The 23,381-nt window shown below is 41.2% G+C and carries 19 protein-coding genes; 10 read left to right on the forward strand and 9 right to left on the reverse strand.

The genetic code is table 11. The annotated features are described in order from the left end of the window. From Q8M41_RS15375 to Q8M41_RS15385, 3 genes are all read right to left on the reverse strand, one after another. Positions 1–3,471 (reverse strand): response regulator, encoded by a 3,471-nt coding sequence (locus Q8M41_RS15375; RefSeq protein WP_305366176.1) that lies wholly within the window; start codon positions 3,469–3,471, stop codon positions 1–3. Between the two features lie 408 nt (positions 3,472–3,879). Further along, positions 3,880–4,377 (reverse strand): hypothetical protein, encoded by a 498-nt coding sequence (locus Q8M41_RS15380; RefSeq protein ID WP_305366177.1) that lies wholly within the window; start codon positions 4,375–4,377, stop codon positions 3,880–3,882. After that, complete coding sequence (locus Q8M41_RS15385; protein WP_305366178.1) at positions 4,374–4,955, reverse strand: RNA polymerase sigma factor; 582 nt, start codon at positions 4,953–4,955, stop codon at positions 4,374–4,376. The genes Q8M41_RS15380 and Q8M41_RS15385 overlap by 4 nt, the downstream gene beginning before the upstream one ends. 349 nt (positions 4,956–5,304) lie before the next feature. Between Q8M41_RS15385 and Q8M41_RS15390 the strand changes: the two genes are divergently transcribed. After that, positions 5,305–5,958, forward strand: a complete 654-nt coding sequence (locus Q8M41_RS15390) for a DUF6249 domain-containing protein (protein WP_305366179.1) — start codon at positions 5,305–5,307, stop codon at positions 5,956–5,958. Positions 5,959–5,995: 37 nt separating this feature from the next. Here Q8M41_RS15390 and Q8M41_RS15395 read toward each other — a convergent pair whose 3' ends face one another. Genes Q8M41_RS15395 through Q8M41_RS15405 form a run of 3 tightly spaced genes read right to left on the reverse strand, consistent with a single transcriptional unit; the run spans position 5,996 to position 8,128 of the window. Beyond that, positions 5,996–6,418 carry a hotdog fold thioesterase gene (locus tag Q8M41_RS15395; protein ID WP_305366180.1) on the reverse strand — a complete coding sequence of 141 codons (423 nt, stop codon included), beginning with the start codon at positions 6,416–6,418 and terminating at the stop codon, positions 5,996–5,998. Next, complete coding sequence (locus Q8M41_RS15400) at positions 6,415–6,921, reverse strand: DinB family protein (protein WP_305366181.1); 507 nt, start codon at positions 6,919–6,921, stop codon at positions 6,415–6,417. The genes Q8M41_RS15395 and Q8M41_RS15400 overlap by 4 nt, the downstream gene beginning before the upstream one ends. Then, positions 6,902–8,128, reverse strand: coding sequence for a HAMP domain-containing sensor histidine kinase (locus tag Q8M41_RS15405; RefSeq protein ID WP_305366182.1), 1,227 nt, complete (start codon positions 8,126–8,128; stop codon positions 6,902–6,904). Before Q8M41_RS15405 ends, Q8M41_RS15400 begins: the two co-directional genes overlap by 20 nt. A 247-nt stretch (positions 8,129–8,375) precedes the next feature. Here Q8M41_RS15405 and gltX point away from each other — a divergent pair, with 247 nt between their 5' ends. The 3 genes from gltX (at position 8,376) to Q8M41_RS15420 (ending at position 12,973) form a co-directional block, all read left to right on the forward strand. Further along, a complete protein-coding gene (gene gltX / locus Q8M41_RS15410; RefSeq protein WP_305366183.1) occupies positions 8,376–9,896 on the forward strand; it encodes a glutamate--tRNA ligase in 1,521 nt (506 codons plus the stop codon). Between the two features lie 472 nt (positions 9,897–10,368). Further along, positions 10,369–12,066 carry an amidohydrolase gene (locus Q8M41_RS15415; RefSeq protein WP_305366184.1) on the forward strand — a complete coding sequence of 566 codons (1,698 nt, stop codon included), beginning with the start codon at positions 10,369–10,371 and terminating at the stop codon, positions 12,064–12,066. Positions 12,067–12,124: 58 nt separating this feature from the next. Next, positions 12,125–12,973, forward strand: coding sequence for a neutral zinc metallopeptidase (locus Q8M41_RS15420; RefSeq protein ID WP_305366185.1), 849 nt, complete (start codon positions 12,125–12,127; stop codon positions 12,971–12,973). A 445-nt stretch (positions 12,974–13,418) separates the two neighbouring features. Here Q8M41_RS15420 and Q8M41_RS15425 read toward each other — a convergent pair whose 3' ends face one another. The 3 genes from Q8M41_RS15425 to Q8M41_RS15435 all read right to left on the reverse strand — a co-directional run bounded on the left by Q8M41_RS15425 (position 13,419) and on the right by Q8M41_RS15435 (position 17,198). Further along, a complete protein-coding gene (locus Q8M41_RS15425) occupies positions 13,419–16,013 on the reverse strand; it encodes an ABC transporter permease (protein ID WP_305366186.1) in 2,595 nt (864 codons plus the stop codon). Continuing rightward, complete coding sequence (locus Q8M41_RS15430; protein ID WP_305366187.1) at positions 15,976–16,695, reverse strand: ABC transporter ATP-binding protein; 720 nt, start codon at positions 16,693–16,695, stop codon at positions 15,976–15,978. The genes Q8M41_RS15425 and Q8M41_RS15430 overlap by 38 nt, the downstream gene beginning before the upstream one ends. Positions 16,696–17,054: 359 nt before the next feature. Beyond that, positions 17,055–17,198, reverse strand: a complete 144-nt coding sequence (locus Q8M41_RS15435; RefSeq protein ID WP_305366188.1) for a hypothetical protein — start codon at positions 17,196–17,198, stop codon at positions 17,055–17,057. Between the two features lie 320 nt (positions 17,199–17,518). Between Q8M41_RS15435 and Q8M41_RS15440 the strand changes: the two genes are divergently transcribed. The 6 genes from Q8M41_RS15440 to Q8M41_RS15465 all read left to right on the forward strand — a co-directional run bounded on the left by Q8M41_RS15440 (position 17,519) and on the right by Q8M41_RS15465 (position 23,345). Further along, positions 17,519–18,538: a Fic family protein gene (locus Q8M41_RS15440; RefSeq protein ID WP_305366189.1), complete on the forward strand. Its 1,020-nt coding sequence runs from the start codon at positions 17,519–17,521 to the stop codon at positions 18,536–18,538. Positions 18,539–18,758: 220 nt separating this feature from the next. After that, positions 18,759–19,133, forward strand: a complete 375-nt coding sequence (locus Q8M41_RS15445) for a BlaI/MecI/CopY family transcriptional regulator (RefSeq protein ID WP_305366190.1) — start codon at positions 18,759–18,761, stop codon at positions 19,131–19,133. Beyond that, complete coding sequence (locus Q8M41_RS15450; protein ID WP_305366191.1) at positions 19,130–20,134, forward strand: M56 family metallopeptidase; 1,005 nt, start codon at positions 19,130–19,132, stop codon at positions 20,132–20,134. Before Q8M41_RS15445 ends, Q8M41_RS15450 begins: the two co-directional genes overlap by 4 nt. Further along, a complete protein-coding gene (locus tag Q8M41_RS15455) occupies positions 20,128–20,448 on the forward strand; it encodes a hypothetical protein (protein WP_305366192.1) in 321 nt (106 codons plus the stop codon). Before Q8M41_RS15450 ends, Q8M41_RS15455 begins: the two co-directional genes overlap by 7 nt. A gap of 277 nt (positions 20,449–20,725) precedes the next feature. After that, positions 20,726–21,733, forward strand: coding sequence for a carbon-nitrogen hydrolase family protein (locus tag Q8M41_RS15460; RefSeq protein WP_305366193.1), 1,008 nt, complete (start codon positions 20,726–20,728; stop codon positions 21,731–21,733). A 937-nt stretch (positions 21,734–22,670) separates the two neighbouring features. Continuing rightward, positions 22,671–23,345, forward strand: coding sequence for an arylesterase (locus tag Q8M41_RS15465; protein ID WP_305366194.1), 675 nt, complete (start codon positions 22,671–22,673; stop codon positions 23,343–23,345). The last annotated feature ends 36 nt before the right edge of the window (positions 23,346–23,381 follow it).

The following is a 23,381-nucleotide window of genomic DNA, read 5'->3' on the forward strand; positions in this document are numbered from 1 at the left end:
TTAACTTAACCACACGCGAATGAGAGACAATAACTTATCGACATCCACGGGTTTTGAGGCATAATCATTCGCCCCGGATGAAATACATTTATCACGATCGTTTTTCATGGCTTTTGCGGTTAGAGCAATGATAGGCAAATTTTTAAACCTGCTTTGCTTTCTGATCTCCGTCATCGCTTCATAACCATCCATTTCCGGCATCATTATATCCATTAATACCAGGTTGATATCAGGTTTCGAATCCAGCTTATTTAATGCTTCCCTACCATTGTGGGCAACTTCAATGCTCAAGTCATAAGCTTGCAGTGCGCTGGACAGCGCGAATATGTTTCTCATATCATCGTCAACAATTAATATGGTCTTGTCTTTTAATACTTTTTCAAGTGTACTGGAGTTTCCGGTAGATGGCAAAGGTGAAGAATAAGCCGGAACTGTTGATTTAACCTTGTTCATAAACAGGTTAACTTCATCAAGCAGCCTTTCGTTGGATTTACTATTTTTTAAAACCATGGCATCAGTATGCTCCATTACTCTGGCCAAACTGTTCTTATCTAATTCCATTGCCGTATTAATAACCACAGGGATATCTTTAAGATCTTTATTGGATCTTATCTCGTCCAAAAGATCCAAGCCTGAAATATCGGGCAGGTTTACATCTAATATCAGGCAATCGAAATCATGTTCGTCATTTAATATTTTCCGGGCTTCATTTCCAGTAAATGCCTGGACTACCTGAATGTTATGTTCCACGAATTTTCGCTTAATATCTTCGCTCTGAATCTCATGATCCTCTACAATAAGTACTTTAGCTAACTTTAAATCCCTGTTTTTGACAAGATTATCAAATACTTCGTCCAGCTTTTCCTTAGTTACAGGTTTTTTAAGAAATCCAAGAGCCCCGCCACGTTCCGCTTTATTCTTTTTTTCATCTCCTGCTGACATCATGTGTACCGGTATATCCTTAGTGCCGGGATCAGATTTTAAATGTTTTAAAACCGTCCATCCATCCATCACAGGCAGCATAATATCAAGGATAATGGCTTGAGGCCTGAGCTTTTTTGCAAGTTCCAGGCCTGTATCGCCGCTATACGCTAAAATTGGTTTAAATCCGCGTTGTATCGCATAATCCTTCAGTATCTCAGCAAAGTTTGTATCATCTTCAATAATAAGTACGACACTTTCTCCTGGTGCAGAAGCCTTTTCTAATACTGGAAAAGGTTCAATAGGGGCTCTTTCATCTGGAATTTTAAACTCTTCAACCGCTTCTTCGTCCTTTGCCTGAAGAACCCGTGGAAGAAATAAAGTAAATATACTTCCACCCCCTTTAGCACTTGAAACACTAATTTCCCCCCCTAGTACCACCGCCAGTTCGCGGCTGATAGAAAGACCAAGCCCAGTCCCGCCGTACTTTCTGCTGGTGGAGCCGTCCGCCTGCTGAAAAGCTTCAAATATCAGTTGCTGCTTTTCTTCAGGAATACCTATGCCGGTATCAGTTACAGCCATTGAAATAATATCTTTTGAATCCAGGGTTTTTAAAACACTGCTTGTAAAAGCATGACCCTCATCTCCTGATTTAACCTTTACTGTCACTGAACCATTCTCAGGAGTGAATTTAAAAGCATTTGATAATAAATTTCTGAGGATCTGCTCAACCCTTACCCGGTCTGAAACAATGGAAGCCGGAACACCTTTTTCTACCTGCACACTGAAATTGACTTTTTTATTGCCTGCTACTTCATCGAAGAGTAGCTCAAGGTCTCGTTTTATATCGTCGATATAAACATCTTCAATAGTCAGATCCATTTTGCCCGACTCAACCTTTGAAAGATCCAGGATATCATTTATAAGTGTTAACAGATCGCTGCCGGCATTGTGAATTACCCTTGCATACTTTAACTGTTCTTCATTCAGGTTAGCATGCTTATTATCTCCAAGTATTCTTGCCAGTATTAAAATACTGTTTAAGGGTGTGCGCAGCTCATGGCTCATATTAGCCAGAAATTCAGATTTATACTTACCCGTTTGTTCCAGCTCCTGAGCTTTAACACTAATAGCTTCACGGGCTTCATTAATTAACTTATTGCGTTCTTCAAGCTGCTCTGCCTGCTCTTCAAGCTCCACATTTATCTGCCGGAGCTCTTCCTGCTGAACTCTGAGTTCCTCTTCTGAAGCCTGAAGCGCTTCAGTTTTATTAAGCAGTTCTTCATTGGCGGTACGTAATTCTTCCTGTTGCGACTCAAGTTCTTCAGCCTGCGCCTGCGAGCGTTCATAGAGATTTTGCATTTCAACGCTGGACTGAACTGCGTTAATACCCATAGCAATACTATTACTAACTTTATCAAGAAATTCCATTGCGTTCGGAGCAATACCGCTCAAAAAGCCAAGCTCAATGACACCTTTTAACTGACCCTGTAATATTAAGGGATAAATTAACACTCCTGCAAGTGAAGCATTTCCCAATGCTGAGGTAACTTTGATGTAATCTGAAGGGATATTAGTTAAAATAATACCTTTTTTTTCTAAAGCAGCCTGTCCTACCATACCTTCTCCCAGCCTGAAGGTGGTCACAGCATGTTGGGGCTGAAAGGCAAACATTCCGGCCAGTGTCACCATATTCCCCTCTTTTTCAGCGATATAAATTGCTCCCAGATCGGCCTTTACATATTTTGCTAATTCACTAATTATACTTTGGGCACATTCAGCTAAAGTTTGCGTCCCCCGCATGGCCTCATCCACAACAACAGCCCCTTCAAGAAGCCAGTTTTGACGCTTATTTTCTGCAGAAACCTTATTCAGTTCCTTGTTAGTTTCCAAAATACTTGCTTCTATACGCTTCTGTTTGCTGAATGTCCTCCGTATAAATCCTAATAACACAAGTACCATTAGCAGAATCAGTAAGCATCCTAAAACAATAACAGCTATTGCATTGTCAACATCGCGATCCGAATTTGCTTTCCGTACTGCTAACAACCTCATTTCTTCCCGCCGCATATCAGAAATAACCCGGTGGGCATTATCCATGTGCATTTTGCCGCGGTTAGTGAGTACCTCCTCCCGGGCGGCTTCAAATGTAGATTGTTGAAGTACATTTAAAACGTTTTGCAACTCCTGAAGCCTTGCCATAGAGTGAAAACCCAACGAATCGGCGCGGCTTAACTGTTCCGGATTATCACTGACCAATACCTGCAGATCACTGATTAAAATGGGGATATTGTCGGCATTGATCCTGTATCGCTCTAAATAAGAAGTTTCGCCGGTTACTAAATATCCACGCTGGCCCGTTTCAGCGCTGGTAAGCTGGTACTCAATTTCCCTGGTTTTTACAATCACTTCTTCCGAATGAACCACCCATGCAAGCGAGCTCTGAAGCTTTTTAATGCTTAAATAAGAGCTTAACGCAACAATAAAGACACAGGCAAGGGTTACGATAAATCCTGTTATTACCACCGTTTGAAAAGAAAATTTTCGCATAATTTACTTACAGAAATATAAATTTAAAATCCGGGAAACATCACATTAATATGAAAATTGCTGCCGCGCTAATAATAACTCATATCCAAGATATAGATATTGAATAATAAATTTTTGATTTTTTAAAAGTATACTTTTGATTTGTAATTTATGAGCCGATCAGGCTCTTAATTGAGAAGTACGTGTACCAAACTGGTAAACATAAGCAGCATCTGATTTCTTAGGTATAAACTACCATAAAGAAGTGATTCCGGTCTCACAGGTAAGTTTCTGAATAGACCTCCCTGATTTATTTAAATGAAACCCCCGCTATTTACGGGGGCTCCAACCTAAACCTTATCACAATTGAACCGAAAAAACGGTTCTTAAAGACAACCATCCTGAACTTAAAAAGTTCTGAAAAATAATTTATATATTTTTTGAACGGATACGCTTTCTCAGAAATCCATCAAACAGGTACAAACCGGCAATAATATCCGCAAAGAAAAAAATATTAATTAAAGTGGTGTTTAAATATTTAGAAATGTCAATTTCAGGTATTTGGTAATTCTGCATACCGGAAGAAATATGCTGAGACCAGTCGATCTGATAAAACAAAACCCCAAGCAAAGCAGTAATCGTAAACAGGAAAAATGCTGCTATTCCGAAAACAATCCTTTTATCGATCAATGATTTAAGTGAAGAGTGAACTGGTTCCAGGTTAATCCTCTCCATCACATTTCTGGTAAAACCCATTGAGGGTTCATCCTGATCTGCTGCAGAAACCAGGCTATTAAATGATTTACATTCTTGATATACCTGTTGATAAACAGGATCAGTTTTTATCAGACGCTCTGTTAACTCTCTTTCCTGAAGAGTACCTGTTCCATCCAGATAATCCCAGATTCTTTGTTCTATAAGGTTCATAGTAATTCCCTCACTTCATGGTGTAAAATATTCTCAATTTTCTCTTTCAGGCGATGCCTTGCCCGGTGCAGCTTTACCTTAACTGTATTTGTTTCCATCCCAAGTGCCTGCCCGATCTCTTCCAGCGATTGCTCTCCCTGATAGAAAAGTGAGATTACTGCAGCATCATCAGGTAACAGCTGATCAATAGCCTGGTTCACAAAGACCATTTTCGATTTATGTTCCACTTCATCTGAGTTCAGATCTGAAACATGGTTTTCGACATTCAGCAAACCGATTTCGGTATCAATTGATTGAATATCCAGCCGCTTTTTTCTTAAAAAGGTCATCGCTGTTGTATACACAATACTATAAAGCCAGGTGCTGAACTTAGAAGTATTTCTAAATGTATTTAAAGAACGGTAGGCCTTTATAAAACAGTCCTGAGCAATTTCTTCAGCATCCTCGCGATTCTTTGCAAATCTTAAGGCCAGCGTAAACACAAAGCGTTGGTGGCGCTTCATAAGGTCGGCATAGGCCGCCTTGTCGCCGCCGAGTACCTTATTTATCAGTTCTGTATCTGAATACTTGTTCTGCATCAATCATCCATGTGACGCCTGAATATTTGGAAAGGTTACAGCTTATAAACAATAATAATCGTTTAAGTAAACGTAAGGTAAAACCGAGAACTAAGAGCCAATTTTATGATTATAATTGGTCACCTAAGGTATTGAAGGCACAATAATTTGATTTTGAAAAGCAATACCTGTGTGTTATAGGCTGGTTCAGCCCTTTCCTCCGGGTTAGTTCCGGCAAGAAATCGCGTTCTACATCAAATTACCAATAGCCGGAAGCTACCTCCTCCGGCAAGGTTTATTTTACCCGGACTTGTATTTCATGGGGACGGATAGCCCGGCAAAAGAACCATTTGCCATTTGAAATAAACCCGTGGCAGCTGTAGCTTTTTGCCAGGCAGATTTTTATGTTACAAAGGAATTTATGGGCAAAAAAACGGCAGAACACGGGACTACCAGGACCGAAGAGGCACAGACCCTGCTTTCTAAAACAAAAGAAATAATTCAATTTAAACATTACCCAAGCAAAATTTTATATCGGAATAAGGTTAAAATAGGAAAAAATCAACCCGGGTGTAACCTGATTCAAAAAGCTGTTGTCATAGTTTTCAGATCAGGTGATCAGGAAAGAAATTATTTATTATTAACCATAAAAATAAACATCATGGGAATTTTAGTACCAATTTTACTAGGCCTTGGCCTTTTTGCTGCACTATTCGGCATCCGTTATCTGCAGAACAAAGAGAATATGTTAATGATTCAAAATGGTATGGACCCGGGAATACGCCGGCCAAAAGGTAAGTCTTATATTAACCTTACCTGGGGCTTGTTATTAATGGGTGCCGGTATCGGATTATTTTTAGCTCACCTATTGGCTAATACAGTCCTGGACTTCGATCCTTCAAACATGAATGAAGACGCTAATGTGGCGATCTATTTCTCTCTGGTAGCCATATTCGGCGGATTAGGTCTTTTGATTTCACATGTCATTGAAAAAAAGGAATCTAAAGAAGAGAATAAGGCTTAATAAACAGAAAAAGGAGGCTTTAAACAAGCCTCTTTTTTTAGGTTTTAGGTATTATCGCCACAGTCAGCCTGCTGACACAATTCATTTTCCCCCTGTCGTCATACAGCCTGATATCCCAGACATGGGTTTTACCGCCGATATGAATCGGTTTACAAATTCCGGTTACGAAGCCAGATTTAACCGGCCTGAGATGATTGGCATTAACCTCTAGTCCTACCCCGATATACTTATTCGAATCGACGATCATGTTTGAAGCCACGCTACCCAGGGACTCGGCCAGAACCACCGATGCTCCTCCATGGAGTATCCCATGAGGTTGATGTGTTTTTTCATTGACAGGCATTCGGGCGGAAATAGAATCCTCCGTAATTTCGGTAAATTCAATTCCAATCAGTTCACCAATATGTCCCTTGGGCCTGCCATTAAGCTCTTCGACAGTATAATCCCTTGACCAGATCATAAATATCTTTCCTTAAGAATCCGCATGTGATGATTCAAATGACCGGCAATAATAAAAACAAGGGCTTTAACTGAAATAGGTTTCTCATTCGAAATTCCAAAACGTGCAAGTTCAGTCTCATTCAAACTTTTGATCAGAAAGAGATTAGCTTTACGCAGATGTTCAAACTCTTTTGCCATGCTGTCGAGGCTTCTGTCGGCAAAATGAGCATTCGCCACATAATCATTTTCTTCAAAACCGGCTAAAGGTGTTGCATCGTTTCGGGCAATCCGCAAGGCTCTGTAAGCCATGATCCTTTCGGTATCCAATATATGGCCAAGAAGTTCAATGATAGTCCATTTTCCTTCAGCATAGGCAAAACCGGCCTTTTCTTGAGGGATTTCCTTCAATAAGACCTGAAAGGATTCGATCTGATGTTCAAGCTCAGCAAGTACATCATCCTTTACAGTATCAATATATCCCTTGTAAAAAAGAGGATATTCATCAGCTTGTGGTCGGTTCATAAGTCATATTACTTTTTAAAACAATCCGGAAGGTTGTTCCTTTCCCGATTTCAGATTCTTTAACAAAGACACTCCCCTGGTGATAATTTTCTACGATCCTTTTGGTGAGCGAAAGACCAAGTCCCCAGCCACGCTTACGAGTGGTGTATCCGGGTTGAAATACCGCTTCAAATTTAAGTCGCGGTATACCTCCCCCGGTATCAGAAATATCAATAAATACCTGCTCCTTAACAAGATTTTCCCTGATCTCAACTTTAATACTTCCGGCACCTTCAATTGCATTCACTGCATTTTTCAGGATATTCTCAATTACCCAGTCGAATAAGGGAACATTGATCAGTGCCTCAACCTGCTTATCACCCATAAGGATAAATTCAATCTTATCACTCACCCTCACCCTGAAATAGTTTACAAACTCCTCAACCACATCATAAACAACGTGATTATGGAGAATGGGCTTGGATCCAATCTTTGAAAACCTGTCGGCCACCATTTCAAGGCGCTTCACATCATTCTCCATTTCAAGAATCAGCGGATCATCTGGTACATTGAACCTTGATTTCAGCAATTCTGTCCAGGCCATTAACGAAGAGATCGGTGTACCCAGCTGATGGGCGGTTTCTTTCGCTAGTCCGACCCAAACCTGATCCTGTTCCAATCTCTTTGCGGAACTAAAAACAGCGTAAGCAACCAGCAAAAAGATAGCGATCACCGATAACTGTATGTAGGGGAATGCCCTTAGTTGAGTTAAAAGCATCGAATCTTTATAATAAACATACCATCGCTGATTACCCATGGTATTTAAATCCAGAACTATCGGTTGAGGATGCTGGGATTTCATCTCCTTTAACTCCCTCCTGAAATATTTCGGATCATATTTTTTGGTCGTATCAGAATCCAGCTCAAAATTAGTTTTAGTACTGTCGAGTCCGCGCCAGGTGACGATATTCTCTGCCGAATCAACCACAATTGCAGGAACAGCAAGGCTGTCACGCATGCTGTAAATGAAGGTGATATACTCATCATTCACATCAGGCATGGCGATAATGTTACGGGTACTTTTCGCCCATAATTCGGCCCTGGTACGCTCAGCTACTGATATATTCCTGACCAGATAATCGGTATACCACAAGGAGGCACCGGCAATAACCACTGCAAAAGCAAGCAAAATAAACTTCCAGCGGCGTTTCCATTCGTATTGGTTCATATCGATAAGCAAATTACAAAAGGAAACTGAAAGAGCAGGAATTTAGTTGTTAGTTGTTAGGACTGTTTTGGTTCATGAAAATCAATTAGTCATGATCAGCGCAATTCCCAATTCTCAACTGTCAATTGTCAACTATCAATTCAATATCTAAGTTCCCTCCTGCGTTAGATGACATCCTTGCTTTGACCCATTCTCAATTCTCAACTCTCAATTCTCAACTATTCCCTATCTTTGCCCTATGCCTAATATGACTAAGAAAGTAAGAGTACGATTTGCACCCAGCCCTACAGGAGGTTTACATCTTGGGGGAGTAAGAACTGTATTATTTAATTATCTTTTTGCCCGCAAACATGGCGGGGATTTTATACTCAGAATAGAAGATACCGATCAAAGCCGTTATGTTGAGGGGGCAGAACAATACATACTTGATTGTCTCGCCTGGTGCGGATTAAATCCTGATGAAGGACCTCAAAATGGTGGCCCCTATGCTCCATACCGTCAGAGCGAGCGCAAAGACAATTACCGGAAATACGCCGAGCAGCTTGTCAGGGATAATCATGCTTATTATGCGTTCGACACCCCGGCAGAACTGGATGAGCAGCGACAAATATTTCCAAACTTTCGTTACGGCCATGAAAACCGTGATGTTTTAAAAAATTCCCTGAACCTGTCGCAGGAAGAAACGCAGACACTTTTGGATCAGGGAGTACCGCATGTTATCCGCATTAAAGTTCCTGCAGATGATACGGTTCATTTCTACGATATGATTCGCGGGGATGTCAGCTTTGACACCAATCTTGTTGATGATAAAGTACTGTTAAAAGCTGATGGCATGCCAACCTATCACCTCGCTGTGGTTGTGGATGATTATCTGATGAAAATAAGCCATGCCTTCCGCGGAGAAGAATGGCTCCCTTCAGCGCCGGTTCATATCCTGCTCTGGGAATATCTTGGATGGAAAGCCGACATGCCTCATTGGGTACATCTTCCACTGATCCTCAAACCTGATGGCAATGGTAAATTAAGCAAGCGTGATGGCGACCGGCTTGGTTTCCCTGTCTATGCAATGAACTGGAAGGACCCGAAAAGCGAAGAAATTATCCGGGGATTCCGTGAGATGGGATACCTGCCCGAAGCTTTTGTCAATATGCTGGCCCTTTTAGGCTGGAATGATGGGACCGAACAGGAGATCTTCAGTATGGAAGAATTAATTGAGAAGTTCAGTATCGAACGGGTGAGCAAAGCAGGCGCAAAATTTGATTTTGAGAAAGCGAAGTGGTTTAATCATGAGTATATAAAGAAGTATCAGGTATCACGTATCAGGTATCAGGTACTTGAAATACTGAAAGCTAAAGGCGTCCAAATTCAGGATAATGAGTATTTCGATAAAGTTCTTGAGACTGTCAAAGAGCGCATGACCTTTCTTCAGGATTTCTGGGATCAGGCTTCATTCTTCTTTGAGCAGCCTGCATTTTATGACCTGAATGCTGTAAAACCTAAATGGAGCGAGGCCAAAACAGAATATTTCAATGAGCTGATTAAAACCTGGGAAGGGACAAAAGCATGGGATGCTGTAAATCTGGAAACTATTTTTAAAACTTTGGCAGAAGAAAAAGGCATTAAACCGGGTGAGTTGATGTTACCATTCAGGGTTATGCTGGTTGGGGGCAAATTTGGTCCGGGAGTTTTTGATATTGCAGTGCTTCTTGGTAAAGAGAATACAATTCAGAGGATTCAAAAAGCGATTATTGCTTTTACGGAGGAGTAAAAGGGATAAAGACTTACGAAATTACCTGGGCGAAAAGAAAGTCGATTTCGTCAGTCACATTCCGGGATAGCGACTGACGAATTTAAATGCATGACGCCTAAGTAAATTCGTAAGTCTGAATTTCCCGACTTACGAAATCACCTGGGCGAAAAGAAAGTCGATTTCGTCAGTCACATTCCGGGATAGCGACTGACGAATTTAAATGCATGACGCCTAAGTAAATTCGTAAGTCTGAATTTCCCGACTTGCGAAATCACCTGGGCGAAAAGAAAGTCGATTTCGTCAGTCGCGTTTATAGATGTGACTGACGAATTTAACCAGTTTAACGCCTAAGCAAATTCGTAAGTCTTACTGGATTTTCAGCATAAATCACTACAATCACACTAATCATAAAAATCACAGTTCAGACAAAATACTATCCCATTTTTCCTAAACGGTTAATTCATATATTTAATTAACCAAAGCCTCAATAATGAATTTCAAATCTTCATTCATACCTCTAAGGTCGAATACCCGTTATTTCTTCATTCTATCCTTGTTCCTGTGTGTAAATTTTTCTGCCTGTAAAACAACTGAAAGCCCCACTCTGGCTATCATCAATGCCCGCATCTGGACCGGTGATGAGGCTCAGCCCTGGGCAGAAGCAATTGCAGTAAAAGGCGAAACGATAATCCATGTAGGAAGCAGTAAAGAAGTCAGGAAAATGCTGGCTGATGGTACAGAACTTATCGATGCCAAAGGCCAGATGCTGGTGCCCGGATTCAATGATTCTCATGTTCATTTTATTGATGGGGGGTTCGGACTGTCCTCTGTCTCTTTACGGGATGCGAAAACAAAACAGGAATTTATTGATCGTATCGCTACCTTTGTCAAAACGGTGCCTCCCGGTACCTGGATTTTGAATGGCGACTGGGACCATACCAATTGGGGTGGCGAACTTCCACAAGCCAGCTGGATTGACTCGGTAAGTGCCGAACACCCGGTTTTCATTCAGCGCCTTGATGGGCACATGGGTCTGGCGAATTCTGCGGCAATGAGAATCGCAAAAATAAATCCCGCTAATCCGGATGTTGAAGGCGGCTCGATAGTCCGTGCTAAAAATGGAATGCCCGAAGGTATTTTCAAGGACAATGCGATGGGACTGATTGGTCAGCATATTTCCGATCCTTCGGATGAGTTAAAAGACAGAGCAATCGAGGCAGCGATGAAATATGTAGCCGCCAATGGAGTTACCTCCGTTCAAAGTATGGGTGGCTGGCAGGATCTGGAAGTCTACCGCAGAGTTGCGAAAAAAGGACTCTTAAACACACGAATCTATGCTGTAGTGCCTTTGAGTTCCTGGAAAAAACTTAATGAAGAAATTAAAAAAACAGGAAAAGGGGATTCCTGGCTAAAGATTGGGGGGCTAAAGGGATTTGTTGACGGATCTTTGGGATCGCACACCGCGGCCTTTAAAAAGCCTTTCAGTGATACCCCGACTGATAGCGGCTTTCTCGTTACCCCAGTAAAAGAACTCTATGAGCAAATATCCGGCGCCGACAAGGCCGGATTGCAGGTCATGGTACATGCCATAGGTGATAAAGCGATTGAAGAACAACTGAATATATTTGAAAGGGTTGAAAAGGAAAATGGCAAACGCGACCGGCGTTTCCGCATTGAACATGCCCAGCATATTGCACCGGAAGATTTGAGCCGCTTCAAAACACTCAATGTCATTGCCAGTATGCAGCCCTATCATGCGATTGACGATGGTAGATGGGCTGAAAAGGTAATCGGCCCCGAACGTATAAAAACGACCTATGCTTTTAAAAGTCTGTTGGATAATGAAGCGGTTCTGGCCTTTGGCAGCGACTGGTTTGTTGCCCCTCCAACACCAATTGAGGGTATTTATGCTGCGGTGACTCGTCGCACACTCGATGATAAAAACCCCGGAGGATGGGTCCCTGAACAAAAAGTCAGCCTTGAGCAGGCCTTAAAAGCATATACCTATACTTCGGCATACGCCTCTTTCGATGAAAGTAATAAAGGCATTTTAAAAAAGGGCTATCTCGCAGATTTCGTAATTCTGGATCAGAATTTGTTTGATATCAAAGCTGAAGCAATAAGGGATGTCAAAGTTATGAAGACCTTTACAGGTGGAAAGCTAGTTTTTGAACGTGATAAAAAATAGATTTGTTCTTAAACATTTGAAGAATGAATTTTAATAGTTTTATTAAAAGTATAAGAATATGAAGTGGTTAGGCAGACGCGGAAGCGGAAACATTGATGACAGACGTGGAATGAGTGGTGGTGGTATGGCCATTGGCGGCGGGACAATTATTCTCGTTATCCTCGGCTTATTATTTGGCGGAGATCCACAATCCATTTTAAATCAGGTGTCTCAGAATCAGCCTGTTCAGGAAGGCAAGGTCGGTTCACCACAGGATGATGCCGGTAAATTTGCCGATGTGGTGCTGGCCGATACAGACGAATTATGGACTGAATTATTCAGGGAAAACGGAAAACAATATGAAAGGCCAACCATGGTGCTTTTCGACGATCTGGTAGCCTCTGCCTGCGGATCTGCAAGCTCTGCAACCGGACCATTTTACTGCCCTTCAGATCGTCAAATCTACCTTGACCTCAGCTTCCAGGCGGAGCTTAAGAACAAGTTTGGAGCAGGAGGTGATTTTCCGATGGCCTATGTCATTGCCCATGAAGTAGGGCATCATGTTCAGAACCTTCTGGGTGTATCAGAAAATGTTCAACGCTTGCGTAGTAGCCTGAGTGAAGCCGAGTATAACCAATTATCAGTAAAACTGGAATTGCAGGCAGATTTTTATGCCGGTATTTATGCTAATTATATTGAAAAACTGCAGCAAAATGGCGAAAGTGTACTGGAAGCAGGAGATATCGAAGAAGCCCTTACTGCGGCCAGTGCGATTGGAGACGACCGCCTGCAGAAGCAATCCCAAGGCAGGGTAGTTCCTGATTCCTTTACCCACGGAACCTCAGAGCAGCGAATGAAATGGTTCAAAAAAGGCTATGAAAGCGGGGATATGAAACAGGGTGATACGTTTAATGCGAGGGATTTGTAGTAATTCATCGTCGACGAAGTTCTCTCTCCGCGAAGGGCGGATCAGGAATCCAATTGAAATTAATTCTGAAGCGCATTGCAACCTGTCATCCTGAACGAAGTGAAGGAACTTCGGGCTCAAGAAACAAACTCTAATCTAAAATCACTAAGTTCCCTCCTGCGGGATGACATCCTGCTTTTAATTCTCAACTGTAACCCCGATAGCTATTGGGTCTCAACTCCCTTCCTGCACAATCCCTGGGCACCTTGCTTATCCCCCTCTAGAGGGGGCAGGGGGAGGTATTAGAAAAATCCTCCCCCTCCATTGCTCAGGCCTTACCCGCCCCCCTCTCCCAAGGAGTTCTATGGACCAAAGGGGGACAATAATCCTGATTCATTGCATAATATTCTTCCAAAACCACAACCCGATAGCTATCGGATCCCTATTCCCCATTGTCAACTGTCAACTAAACCTCGCTCCTCAACACCTCCAGCGGTGGCCTGTTCAGCACTCCTCTGCTGTTAAATAACCCAATCAATACAGTTAATGAAGTAATCAGCAGGAACAGGATCAAAACCGGAACTAGTTCCGGAGAAAAAGTAGTCTCAAAAACAAATCTTGCCAATCCCCAGCTTGCTATCAGCGCTAAAACAATACCCGCACCGGCAGCCAAAGCACCCAGGAAGAAATACTCCAGGGCCGTAATTGCCAGGATCTGCTTGCGACTGGCGCCCATCGTCCTTAACAACACACTCTCCCTGATCCGCTGATATTTACTGATCAGCACCGAAGCGATCAGAACAATCAGGCCAGTAATGATACTAAATGCGGCCATGAAACGGATTACAAAGCCCATTTTATTGAGAATTTCATCCAGAACACTTAATACCAATCCGAGATCAATCATCGAAATATTAGGGAAAGTCCTTACCACAGCCTGCTGGTATTTCGCCGACAATTCATTGGAAGGTACCTGGGTAAGCAGCACATGAAACTGTGGGGCATCCTCCAGAACACCAGTCGGAAAGATCAGGATAAAGTTTGTCTGAATCCGATTCCAATCGACCTTACGGGTACTGCCAACCAAAACCTTTAATGGAGCGCCCTGCACATTAAAGGTCAGTTCATCCCCTATCTTAACCCCGATTCGTTTTGCATAGCCTTCCTCCAGAGAAACATACACCGGCTTGCCGGGTTCAGCCCTTCCGATCCATTTCCCATCAATAAGCTCCTCCGAATCACTCAGGCTATCGCGGTAGGTAACACGGTATTCCCGTTCCAATCCGCGCATTGCACCCCAGGCCACACTATCCTTTTTATAGCTGGCTGCATTGCGACCTTTAATTTCAGTCATCCGCATATTCACGATTGGAACTTCCTGTAAAACAGGCAGATTCAAACTCTTCGTCAAATCAGCCACTGCCTGTTTCTGATTGCTCTGAATATCAAAGAGCACCATATTTGGCTGATTCTTACTGGAAGAACGCGTAACCCGGTTGATCAGAATATCCTGAACAAAGAAAAGTGTGCAAATAAAGGCAGTCCCCAGACCGATTGAAACCACCAGAATCAAGGTCTGATTATTCGGTCTGAAAAGATTCGCAAAACCCTGCCGCCATAAATAAGACCATGAAGATGGAAAATAACGTCGTGCAAGCCACATCATCGCATAAGCCAAAGCGGCAAGGATAATAAATCCGGCAAGAACACCCGCAGTAAATAATACCGTCTTCTTTATCGAACCCATCTGCAGGTAGGTAAATCCAAAAATGAAGAGCACAATTATAAAATACACCAGCCATTTTATAGGATCCTTGAACAGGGAAGTTTCTTCCAGTGAAAGCCTGAGTGTGTTTAAAGGCGATATATTTCTGACCGACACCAGTGGCAGGAGGGCAAACAATATCGAAATGATCAAACCGAGTAAAAGACCCTGTCCGACAGCCATCCATGAAATGGCAACGGTGATTTCAACTGGTAAAAAGTCTTTCAGAACTATCGGCAAAAACTGCTGGATGAGTGTTCCCAAAATAGCACCAATCAGGGAACCGATCAAGCCAATACCGGCAATCTGGATCAGATAGATCAGAAATGCCTGTCTTGAACTGGTACCGAGGCAACGCAGAACAGCGATGGTATTAATCTTTTCACGAATATAAATATGAATGGCGCTGGCAACACCTATACAGCCCAGTAGCAGCGCAATGAATCCAACAAGAGCCAGAAATTCGGTCATATCTTCAAAAGAACGGCCCGTATTTTCCTTCCGGGATTCAACTGTTTCATAATCCAGCTCTGCTTTTTCGAGTTGTGGCTCGAGGCGTTTTGCCAGTTTATTAACATTAGTTTCGGGAGGAAACTTATAGTAAAAATTATAGGTGATGCGGCTTCCCTTTTGTGAAAGACCCGTTTCTTCGAGGTAGGAAAGCGGAATATAAACAATCGGAGCAACAGCAGCATTAAAACCCGTCTGACCCGGAGCTTTATTCAGAACCCCCGCAATCTGAAAAATGACCTCACCCACTTTTATTGAATCACCCGGCTTAGCATCATACTGAAGCATCAGGGTTTTATCAACCAGCGCCTGCTTCCCGAGCCTGAAACTGCGGCTGGCAGTTTTCGGTGTAGTTTCTATATCTCCGTAATAAGGAAAATCTCCGGATAAGGCCCGGACATTGACCAGGCGGGTGCCTCCATTCTTTTGAAAATAGATCATGGAAGCGAAAGTCCGCTCTTCTGAACGCTCAGTCCCCAATGATTTAAGCATTGGGAGAGATTCTTGTTTGACAGTTTTATTCGTCTCAATAATCAGATCAGCACCCAGCAGACTTTTTGCTTGTGAATCAATATCATTCCTGAGATTATATTCAAAAGAATAAATAGCCACCAAAGCAGCAATTCCAAGAATGATCGAGGAAATGAACAGAAATAAGCGTGAGCGGTTACGCCTGCTATCCCGCCATGCCATGAGCAGCAGCCATTTGAAATTGAGGGAAGCTTTATGCTCCTCTGTCACAGGGTCATTAAGCTCCGACATGGTCCGGTCTTTCAGGGTTTTCAATCTTCGTCTTCACATCCGAAACCAGGGAACCGCCTTTGATGCGGATGATGCGCTGGGTTTTGGAAGCCAAATCCAGATCATGAGTAACCAGAATCAGGGTTGTTCCGGCTTCTTTATTCAGATCAAAGATCAGCTTTACGACTTTTTCACTCGTTTCCGCATCCAGATTTCCTGTAGGTTCATCGGCAAATAAGATCTTTGGGGAATTTGAAAAAGCCCTTGCGAGTGAAACCCGTTGCTGTTCACCACCAGACAATTGGGTTGGGTAATGATGCCCCCGATCAGCCAGACCAACCTTATCAAGCAATTCCAATGCCCGCGGACGGATATTCTTTTCTCCTCTGAGCTCAAGCGGAACCATTACGTTTTCTAAGGCAGTCAAGGTTGGCAATAGCTGGAAGTTCTGAAAAATAAAACCTACATGCTGATTCCTGACCTGAGCCCGCTGATCCTCGTTCAGATTATCCAGTCGGATATGATTCAGCTCCACGATGCCCGAAGTCGAGCGATCAAGGCCTGCACATAAACCAAGGAGCGTTGTTTTACCACTTCCCGAAGGACCGACGATCGACATGGTCGAGCCTGCTTCTATCGCAAAACTTATATCATCCAAAACGGTAAGAGTCCGGCCCCCGCTTTGATAGGTTTTGCTCAGATTCTGAATATTCAGTATAATGTCCAAGGTGTCTGATTAAATTAAATAATGGATTAGCAATCTTTGCAAAATAAACAAAATGAAGGTCTTAGACAGACCTGCTTTGTAAAAATCTTCTCATATTATGAGATGATTGGAGGCGGGGGATGTTACAAATTCTTGAATCCTATCAGAACCTTATAGTCTCCTTGTCCCCTCCGGTACAAGCTTATTGCCATACACTCTTCAGATAAAAACCTTTTTGCACGCCAGCACGGTTTTTATACCAAATCAAAAAACAGTCTAAAAAAGAACTTTTGTTGATACCTTGTTCAGCTTTTCTTCGGCTAAAATGCGTTTTTGGCTATCCCAGCCCAATAAGAGCCGAACAAGGTATCAAGAAGGTATCAACAAAGTGGCACTAAACAGGAAGGTTTGACAAGTGGACAGCAAAAGCCGACCATTTCGAGGATATCCTCGAAATGATAAGAAGCAGCAACAGCATGAGCAGAAATAGAAGAAATGAATCCGGCATAAAATTTTGCTTCCATAATGGAGTGAATATGCGGTGGTTTTTTTAGGTATTAGGTGTTAGGCTTTAGCAGTTATAGATATAACATTACAAAATCGGATTTTAACAAAAGGAGGAAATGTCTTTTTTATTTCCCTTATACACGGAATAACTTTCCCCTTATTCCGCTTTTCGATTATAAACGCGGAATAAGAAAATTTTTATTCTTATTTTTAATTAAAATTAAGAATAATGGAAAAGTTCAAAGCAGGCATGTATATCAGCCAAACCGGCTATAAAAGCTTCGAGCTAAACAAAGTGAACCGCAACTGGATCATATAGAATATCCAGATCATCAACTTGCTGAGCAAAGCAGATCGTTCGCTAGGCCGGTTGGATATGTATTCAGAATATGTAAACATCGATTTGTTTATCCGGATGCATATTGCAAAGGAGGCCACTCAGTCTACCAAAATAGAAGGAACTCAAACTAATATGGAAGAGGCTTTCCTGGAAAAATCTGAAGTCGCTGCTGATAAACGGGATGATTGGGAAGAAGTGCAGCATTATATAGCCGCAATGAACGAGGCGATGCAATTATTGCACAAACTGCCATTTTCTTCCCGTCTCATTAAACAAACTCACAAAACACTTCTAAGTAATGTGAGGGGGGGGAAACATAAATTACCTGGCGAATACCGGAGAAGTCAGAATTGGATCGGTGGTGCAAGTATAAATGACGCCACATTTATTCCGCCCGTACATAGTTCAATTGACGAACTCATGTCAGACATTGAAAAATTCGTAAATGATGAGGGCAATGAATTACCAGATTTGCTAAAAATTGCGATTATTCATTATCAGTTTGAAACCATTCACCCATTTTTAGATGGAAATGGTCGTGTTGGCCGACCCTTAATTACCCTTTATCTGGTGAGCAAAGGCATCCTGAAACGACCGATACTTTACCTTTCTGATTTCTTTGAGCGCAACCGGGCCTTGTATTATGATAATTTGATGCGCGTCCGTACGCATAATGATCTCGAACAGTGGCTTAAATTTTTCTTAACCGGGGTCATAGAAATTTCGAAAAAAGGGGTCGAGATATTTGATGGGATCTTACAGCTTCAAAAACACATCGACATTCAAATCCGTACATTAGGTAGCCGGGCTAAAGACGCTCAATTATTAATCGAATACCTTTATCAGCAGCCTATAGTGGATGCTTCAAGAATTGAACCCATTACAAAGAAAGGAAAAACGGCAAACTATCGCCTGCTTTCAGATTTAGAACAGCTGGGCATATTGAAAGAGATATCCGGAAGGGAAAGAAACAAACTATATGCTTTTAATCAATACCTTAAACTTTTTGATAATTAATTCCTCCCTAATGTCAGCCATTTGCGCCTGCGTAAGTCAAACCGTCCCGCACAATTTCCACTTGTAAAGGTATTACGGTGGCAACAGGATAATTTTCTCTCTGATTTCAAAAATTTATTTAATTGATATTCAATTGATTATAAAATATAATGTGATACTATTTTGTATTATAAAATATTTTGTTCTACAATTGTAGAACAAAATATTTATTTGTAGAACAATGCAATTAACAAAAACAGAAGAACAACTCATGCAATACTTGTGGGAAAAGGAAAAGGCTTTCATGAAAGACCTCATTGAAGCTTACCCGGAGCCGAGGCCGGCAGCCACCACAATTGCGACTTTATTGAAAAGAATGGCGGATAAAAAATTCATCGGCTACAAACTTTATGGCAACTCAAGGGAGTATCATCCCCTGGTTAAAAAATCAGATTACTTTTCAAAACACATGAGCGGACTTATCAAAACTTTCTTCAATGATTCGGCTTCACAGTTTGCATCATTCTTTACAAAAGAATCAGACCTGAGTCAGGCTGAGCTGGAAGAACTAAAGAAAATAATTGATCAGGAAATTAGCAAAAAGAAAAGACTATGATAGAATATCTTATCAAATCAGGACTAATCCTGATAATCTTGTTAGCGATTTACCATATCTGGCTCGAAAAAGAGAAAATGCATCAGTTTAACAGGTTCTTTCTCATTCTCAGTGTTGTTTTTGGTCTGACAGTTCCACTGATAAGCTTTGAGGTATTCTCAAAGATGGAAGTTGAACTATCACCAGTAATGAACCTGGCTTCAGCCCCTCTGATTATCACTTTTCCTGAGGTAACTAATCAGGTTATAGTTGAAGATTACAGTTATTGGCCAGTAATTATCTACGGAATCGTTGCCCTTCTACTTCTTATTAAGTTCGTTGTTAATCTCCTAAATTTAAAATTAAAAGTTAGCAGAAATCAACAGAAAAGAACTGCTGAGGGGACAATCGTTTTAATAAAAGAAAAAATGATCCCGCACAGTTTTCTGTCCTATACATTTCTGAATGAGGAGGACTATTTGAATAATCGTATTGAAGATGAAATTATCAGGCATGAGTTTGCTCATATCCTGCAGAAACATTCAGCAGACCTGCTCTTCATAGAGTTTTTGAAAATTATCTTCTGGTTTAACCCTGCTTTTCTATTGTATAAAAAAGCTATCCAGCTAAATCATGAGTTTTTAGCAGATGAGGCAGTGGTTAAATCATCTAACAATGTATCAGCTTATCAACAAATACTTTTACAAAAGGTCAGCTTAAAAACGGTTAATCTGGCAAGTAATCTAAATTATTCAGTTACTAAAAAAAGATTTAAAATGATGAAAAAGCAAACTTCAAGAACATGGAAAATGATAAAAGGTTTATCATTGCTTCCAGTCGCAGCAATCCTGATATTAACATTCAGTAATCAGATCTTCGCTGATGATGATTCTGTAAGCTCGGGGATAAAAACCAATCTAACAACCAGTAATCAAATTTCAAAAGATAAATTCTATGGTGGAGGGTTTGTAAGGTTCAAGAATGCTTCCGGCGAATTGCTAACAAAAAATACGAAGTGCTGACGACTGAGGAGAAAAAATTATTCCCAGCTCCTTTAGTCCCAACAACAGAGTTATTTAAAAGCTGGCAGAATTCTGATAAGTTCACTATCTTGATAGGATACCAAAAAATCAAAGAAAGTATCAGCGAATTAAAGTCTGGTGACTTTGTAACTTATTACTCCATAAAATCCCCTATAGATTCGAAAACTTATGTTATTCTGATCAAACCTGATTGGCTGGAAGACTACAAAAAATATGGAGGAATATTTAGCATGGAAAATGAAGGTTTAGTATTGATTCCGCCACCACCCATTGTTACTCCTGCTAAAAATTGAAAGAGTAAGCTGATGCAATAAAATGGTTGGGGAAAATTCCTCTGCCATTTTGTTGCATAAATTAGCTATAGAATTAGTGCAAAGCTTTACGAATTCTTCTGATCTTAAGTTGATGCGTATCATTCTACATATCAGAGCTATAAGCTACCCATTTTTCAATTCCAATTCTCCCCCTAAAGCTGTATATTGTTTTTACAAATCCTGATGAAACTTCATGAAAGCTGAAGAAAAGGATGTGGATATAAGGAGTAATTAACTTTACAATGAAACCAATCTCATGAAAAACCATTCAAAGTTTACCATCGCCAGCCTGCTGCTGTTTTTATTTTTGATACCAATGGCTCAGGCAACAAATAAGGTCAGAATAGCAACAATTGGGGCTTCCCCTACCATCAATAAAAATCAGTCGCCAGAGGTTTTAGTGGAACAAATGATTAGTTTTTGGCAGGGCCAGCTCAATCAGGTTCTTAAATCTAAACTGGATTTGATTGTCTTGCCCGAAATTTGTGATGTGCCGGTAGGTTTGAGTACTGCAGAGCAAAAACTGTATGTCGATGTAAGAAAAGACAGGCTTTCAGATTTTTTTGCTTCGGTAGCAAAGGAAAATAATTGTTATATCGCGTTTGGATCATTACATAATGCTGATAAAGGCCTTCGCAATTCCCTGATTTTACTGGACAGGGCCGGTAAAATAGCCGGGACTTATCACAAGAACTTTCCAACTATTCCTGAAATGGAACAGGGAGTTATTCCGGGTGATCAGGCCCAGATTTTTCAATGTGATTTCGGTACGGTTGGAATGGCCATTTGTTTTGATTTGAATTATGATGAATTGCGTTTAAAATATGCACAACAACAGCCTGATATCATCCTCTTTTCCTCGGTTTACCACGGGGGATTGATGCAAAGCGTATGGGCTTATTCCTGCCGCTCTTATTTTGTAAGTGCCATTGGAGTTGTACAATTGCCATCGGAAGTTCTTAATCCGCTCGGAGAGATCGTCGCAAGCAGTACCAATTACTTCAATTATACGCTGGCCACCATTAACCTGGATTATGAATTAGCACATCTGGATTATAACTGGGATAAACTTAAAAAGCTAAAGGCGAAATATGGGGATGCAGTTAGCATTCATGATCCCGGAAAAGTTGGGTCGATAATGATTACCAGTGAGGATCAAGCCGTGACTGCCAAACAGATGGTTAAGGAATTCGATATCGAACTTCTTGATACCTATTTTGACCGTTCGAGAATGTTTAGAAAAAAGCAAATGGTTTTACCTTAAAACGCGATTTTTCGGAATGTTCGGGAGTGGCCTCACGGTGAAAGCTGTGTATTAGCTCGTCTACGATTCGACTTACGAAATCACCTGACAGAGCGGAAAGTAGATTTCGTCAGTCGCATTAAGATATGGTGACTGACGAATTTAAATGCATAACGCCTAAGTAAATTCGTAAGTCTGAACTACCCGACTTGCAAAATCACCTGACAGAGCGGAAAGTCGATTTCGTCAGTCACATCCAGCGTGGCGACTGACGAATTTAAATATATGACGCCCAGGTAAATTCGTAAGTCAACGATCCTACTTACAAAATCACCTGAGCGGGCGGAAATTTTATCTAATTTCAAATTTCATTGGTTCCTGTCTGTTATCCCAAAAAAAGAGCATCTCGATCTTATCTGGTTTAAATCATAAAAAACAGATGATATTTGATCTCAAATTGCCTCAAAAGTTTTAACGCCGGTTTCGGAAATAATAACCGGCAAACTCATTTGCTAATAGCTATCTTATCCTTAAACTCTTCTAATGTTATACTTAAGTTTCCATAATACAAATTCGTTAATATCTTTCTAATGAAGAGATTGCCTCAGACTATCTTTTAATATTACCTGGCAGCTTTTTTTAAGTTCTTTACTTATACGCTCATATTAACTCAAATTTACAAATTATCATGCAATAATTATTCTATCCATTTAGCGCGGCGACCAGATAGTTATCGGGTGACGGATTTAAATGTATAGCGCCTAAGTAAATTCGTAAGTCTGAACTACCCGACTTGCGAAATCACCTGACAGAGCGGAAAGTCGATTTCGTCAGTCACTTTTAGATATGGTGACTGACGAATTTAAATGTATAACGCCTAAGTAAATTCGTAAGTCAATAATCCTTTTAGGAAACAAAACCCTAAATCTGTATTTTCGGATTCCCTTATTCAAATGATATGTTCAAAATAAAATTGTACGGCATACTTTTCCTCTTTGCCATTCTCAGCGCATGTGGAAACGGTGAAAATAAAAAAGCCGAAAGTGAAACTGCTGATAGTTTAAGTGTCCAAAAAGTAACTGAAAAGAAAAATATTCTTGTTTTTGGAAATAGTCTTACTGCCGGACTCGGGGTTGAGCCTGATGAAGCCTTTCCGGCACTTATCGGAAATAAAATTGATTCCTTAAATCTTCCTTATGAAGTGATCAATGCCGGATTAAGTGGTGAAACTACTGCCGCCGGAAAAGAACGAATCAATTGGTTATTAAAACAAAAAGTCGATGTGTTCGTGCTCGAACTGGGTGCAAATGATGGTTTAAGAGGGATTCCGCTTACTGAAACCCGGAAGAACCTGCAGAGTATCATTGACCAGGTAAAAGCTAAATATCCTGAAGCGAAACTGATAATGACCGGCATGGAAGTACCACCCAATATGGGTAGCAAATATGCTTCTGAATTCAGGGTGATCTTTCCGGAGCTGGCTAAGAAAAACAATATGGCATTGGTTCCATTCCTGCTCGATAAGGTTGGTGGTGTTCCTGCACTGAATCAGAGCGACGGCATCCATCCTATTCCTGAAGGCCATAAAATATTAGCCGAAAATGTATGGGTAGTATTGAAAGAGCTCCTCTAATGAAACGAAAGGCCCCGCTCCCGGGGCCATTTCAAC

Source organism: Daejeonella sp., assembly GCF_030684675.1.
Lineage (GTDB): Bacteria > Bacteroidota > Bacteroidia > Sphingobacteriales > Sphingobacteriaceae > Daejeonella.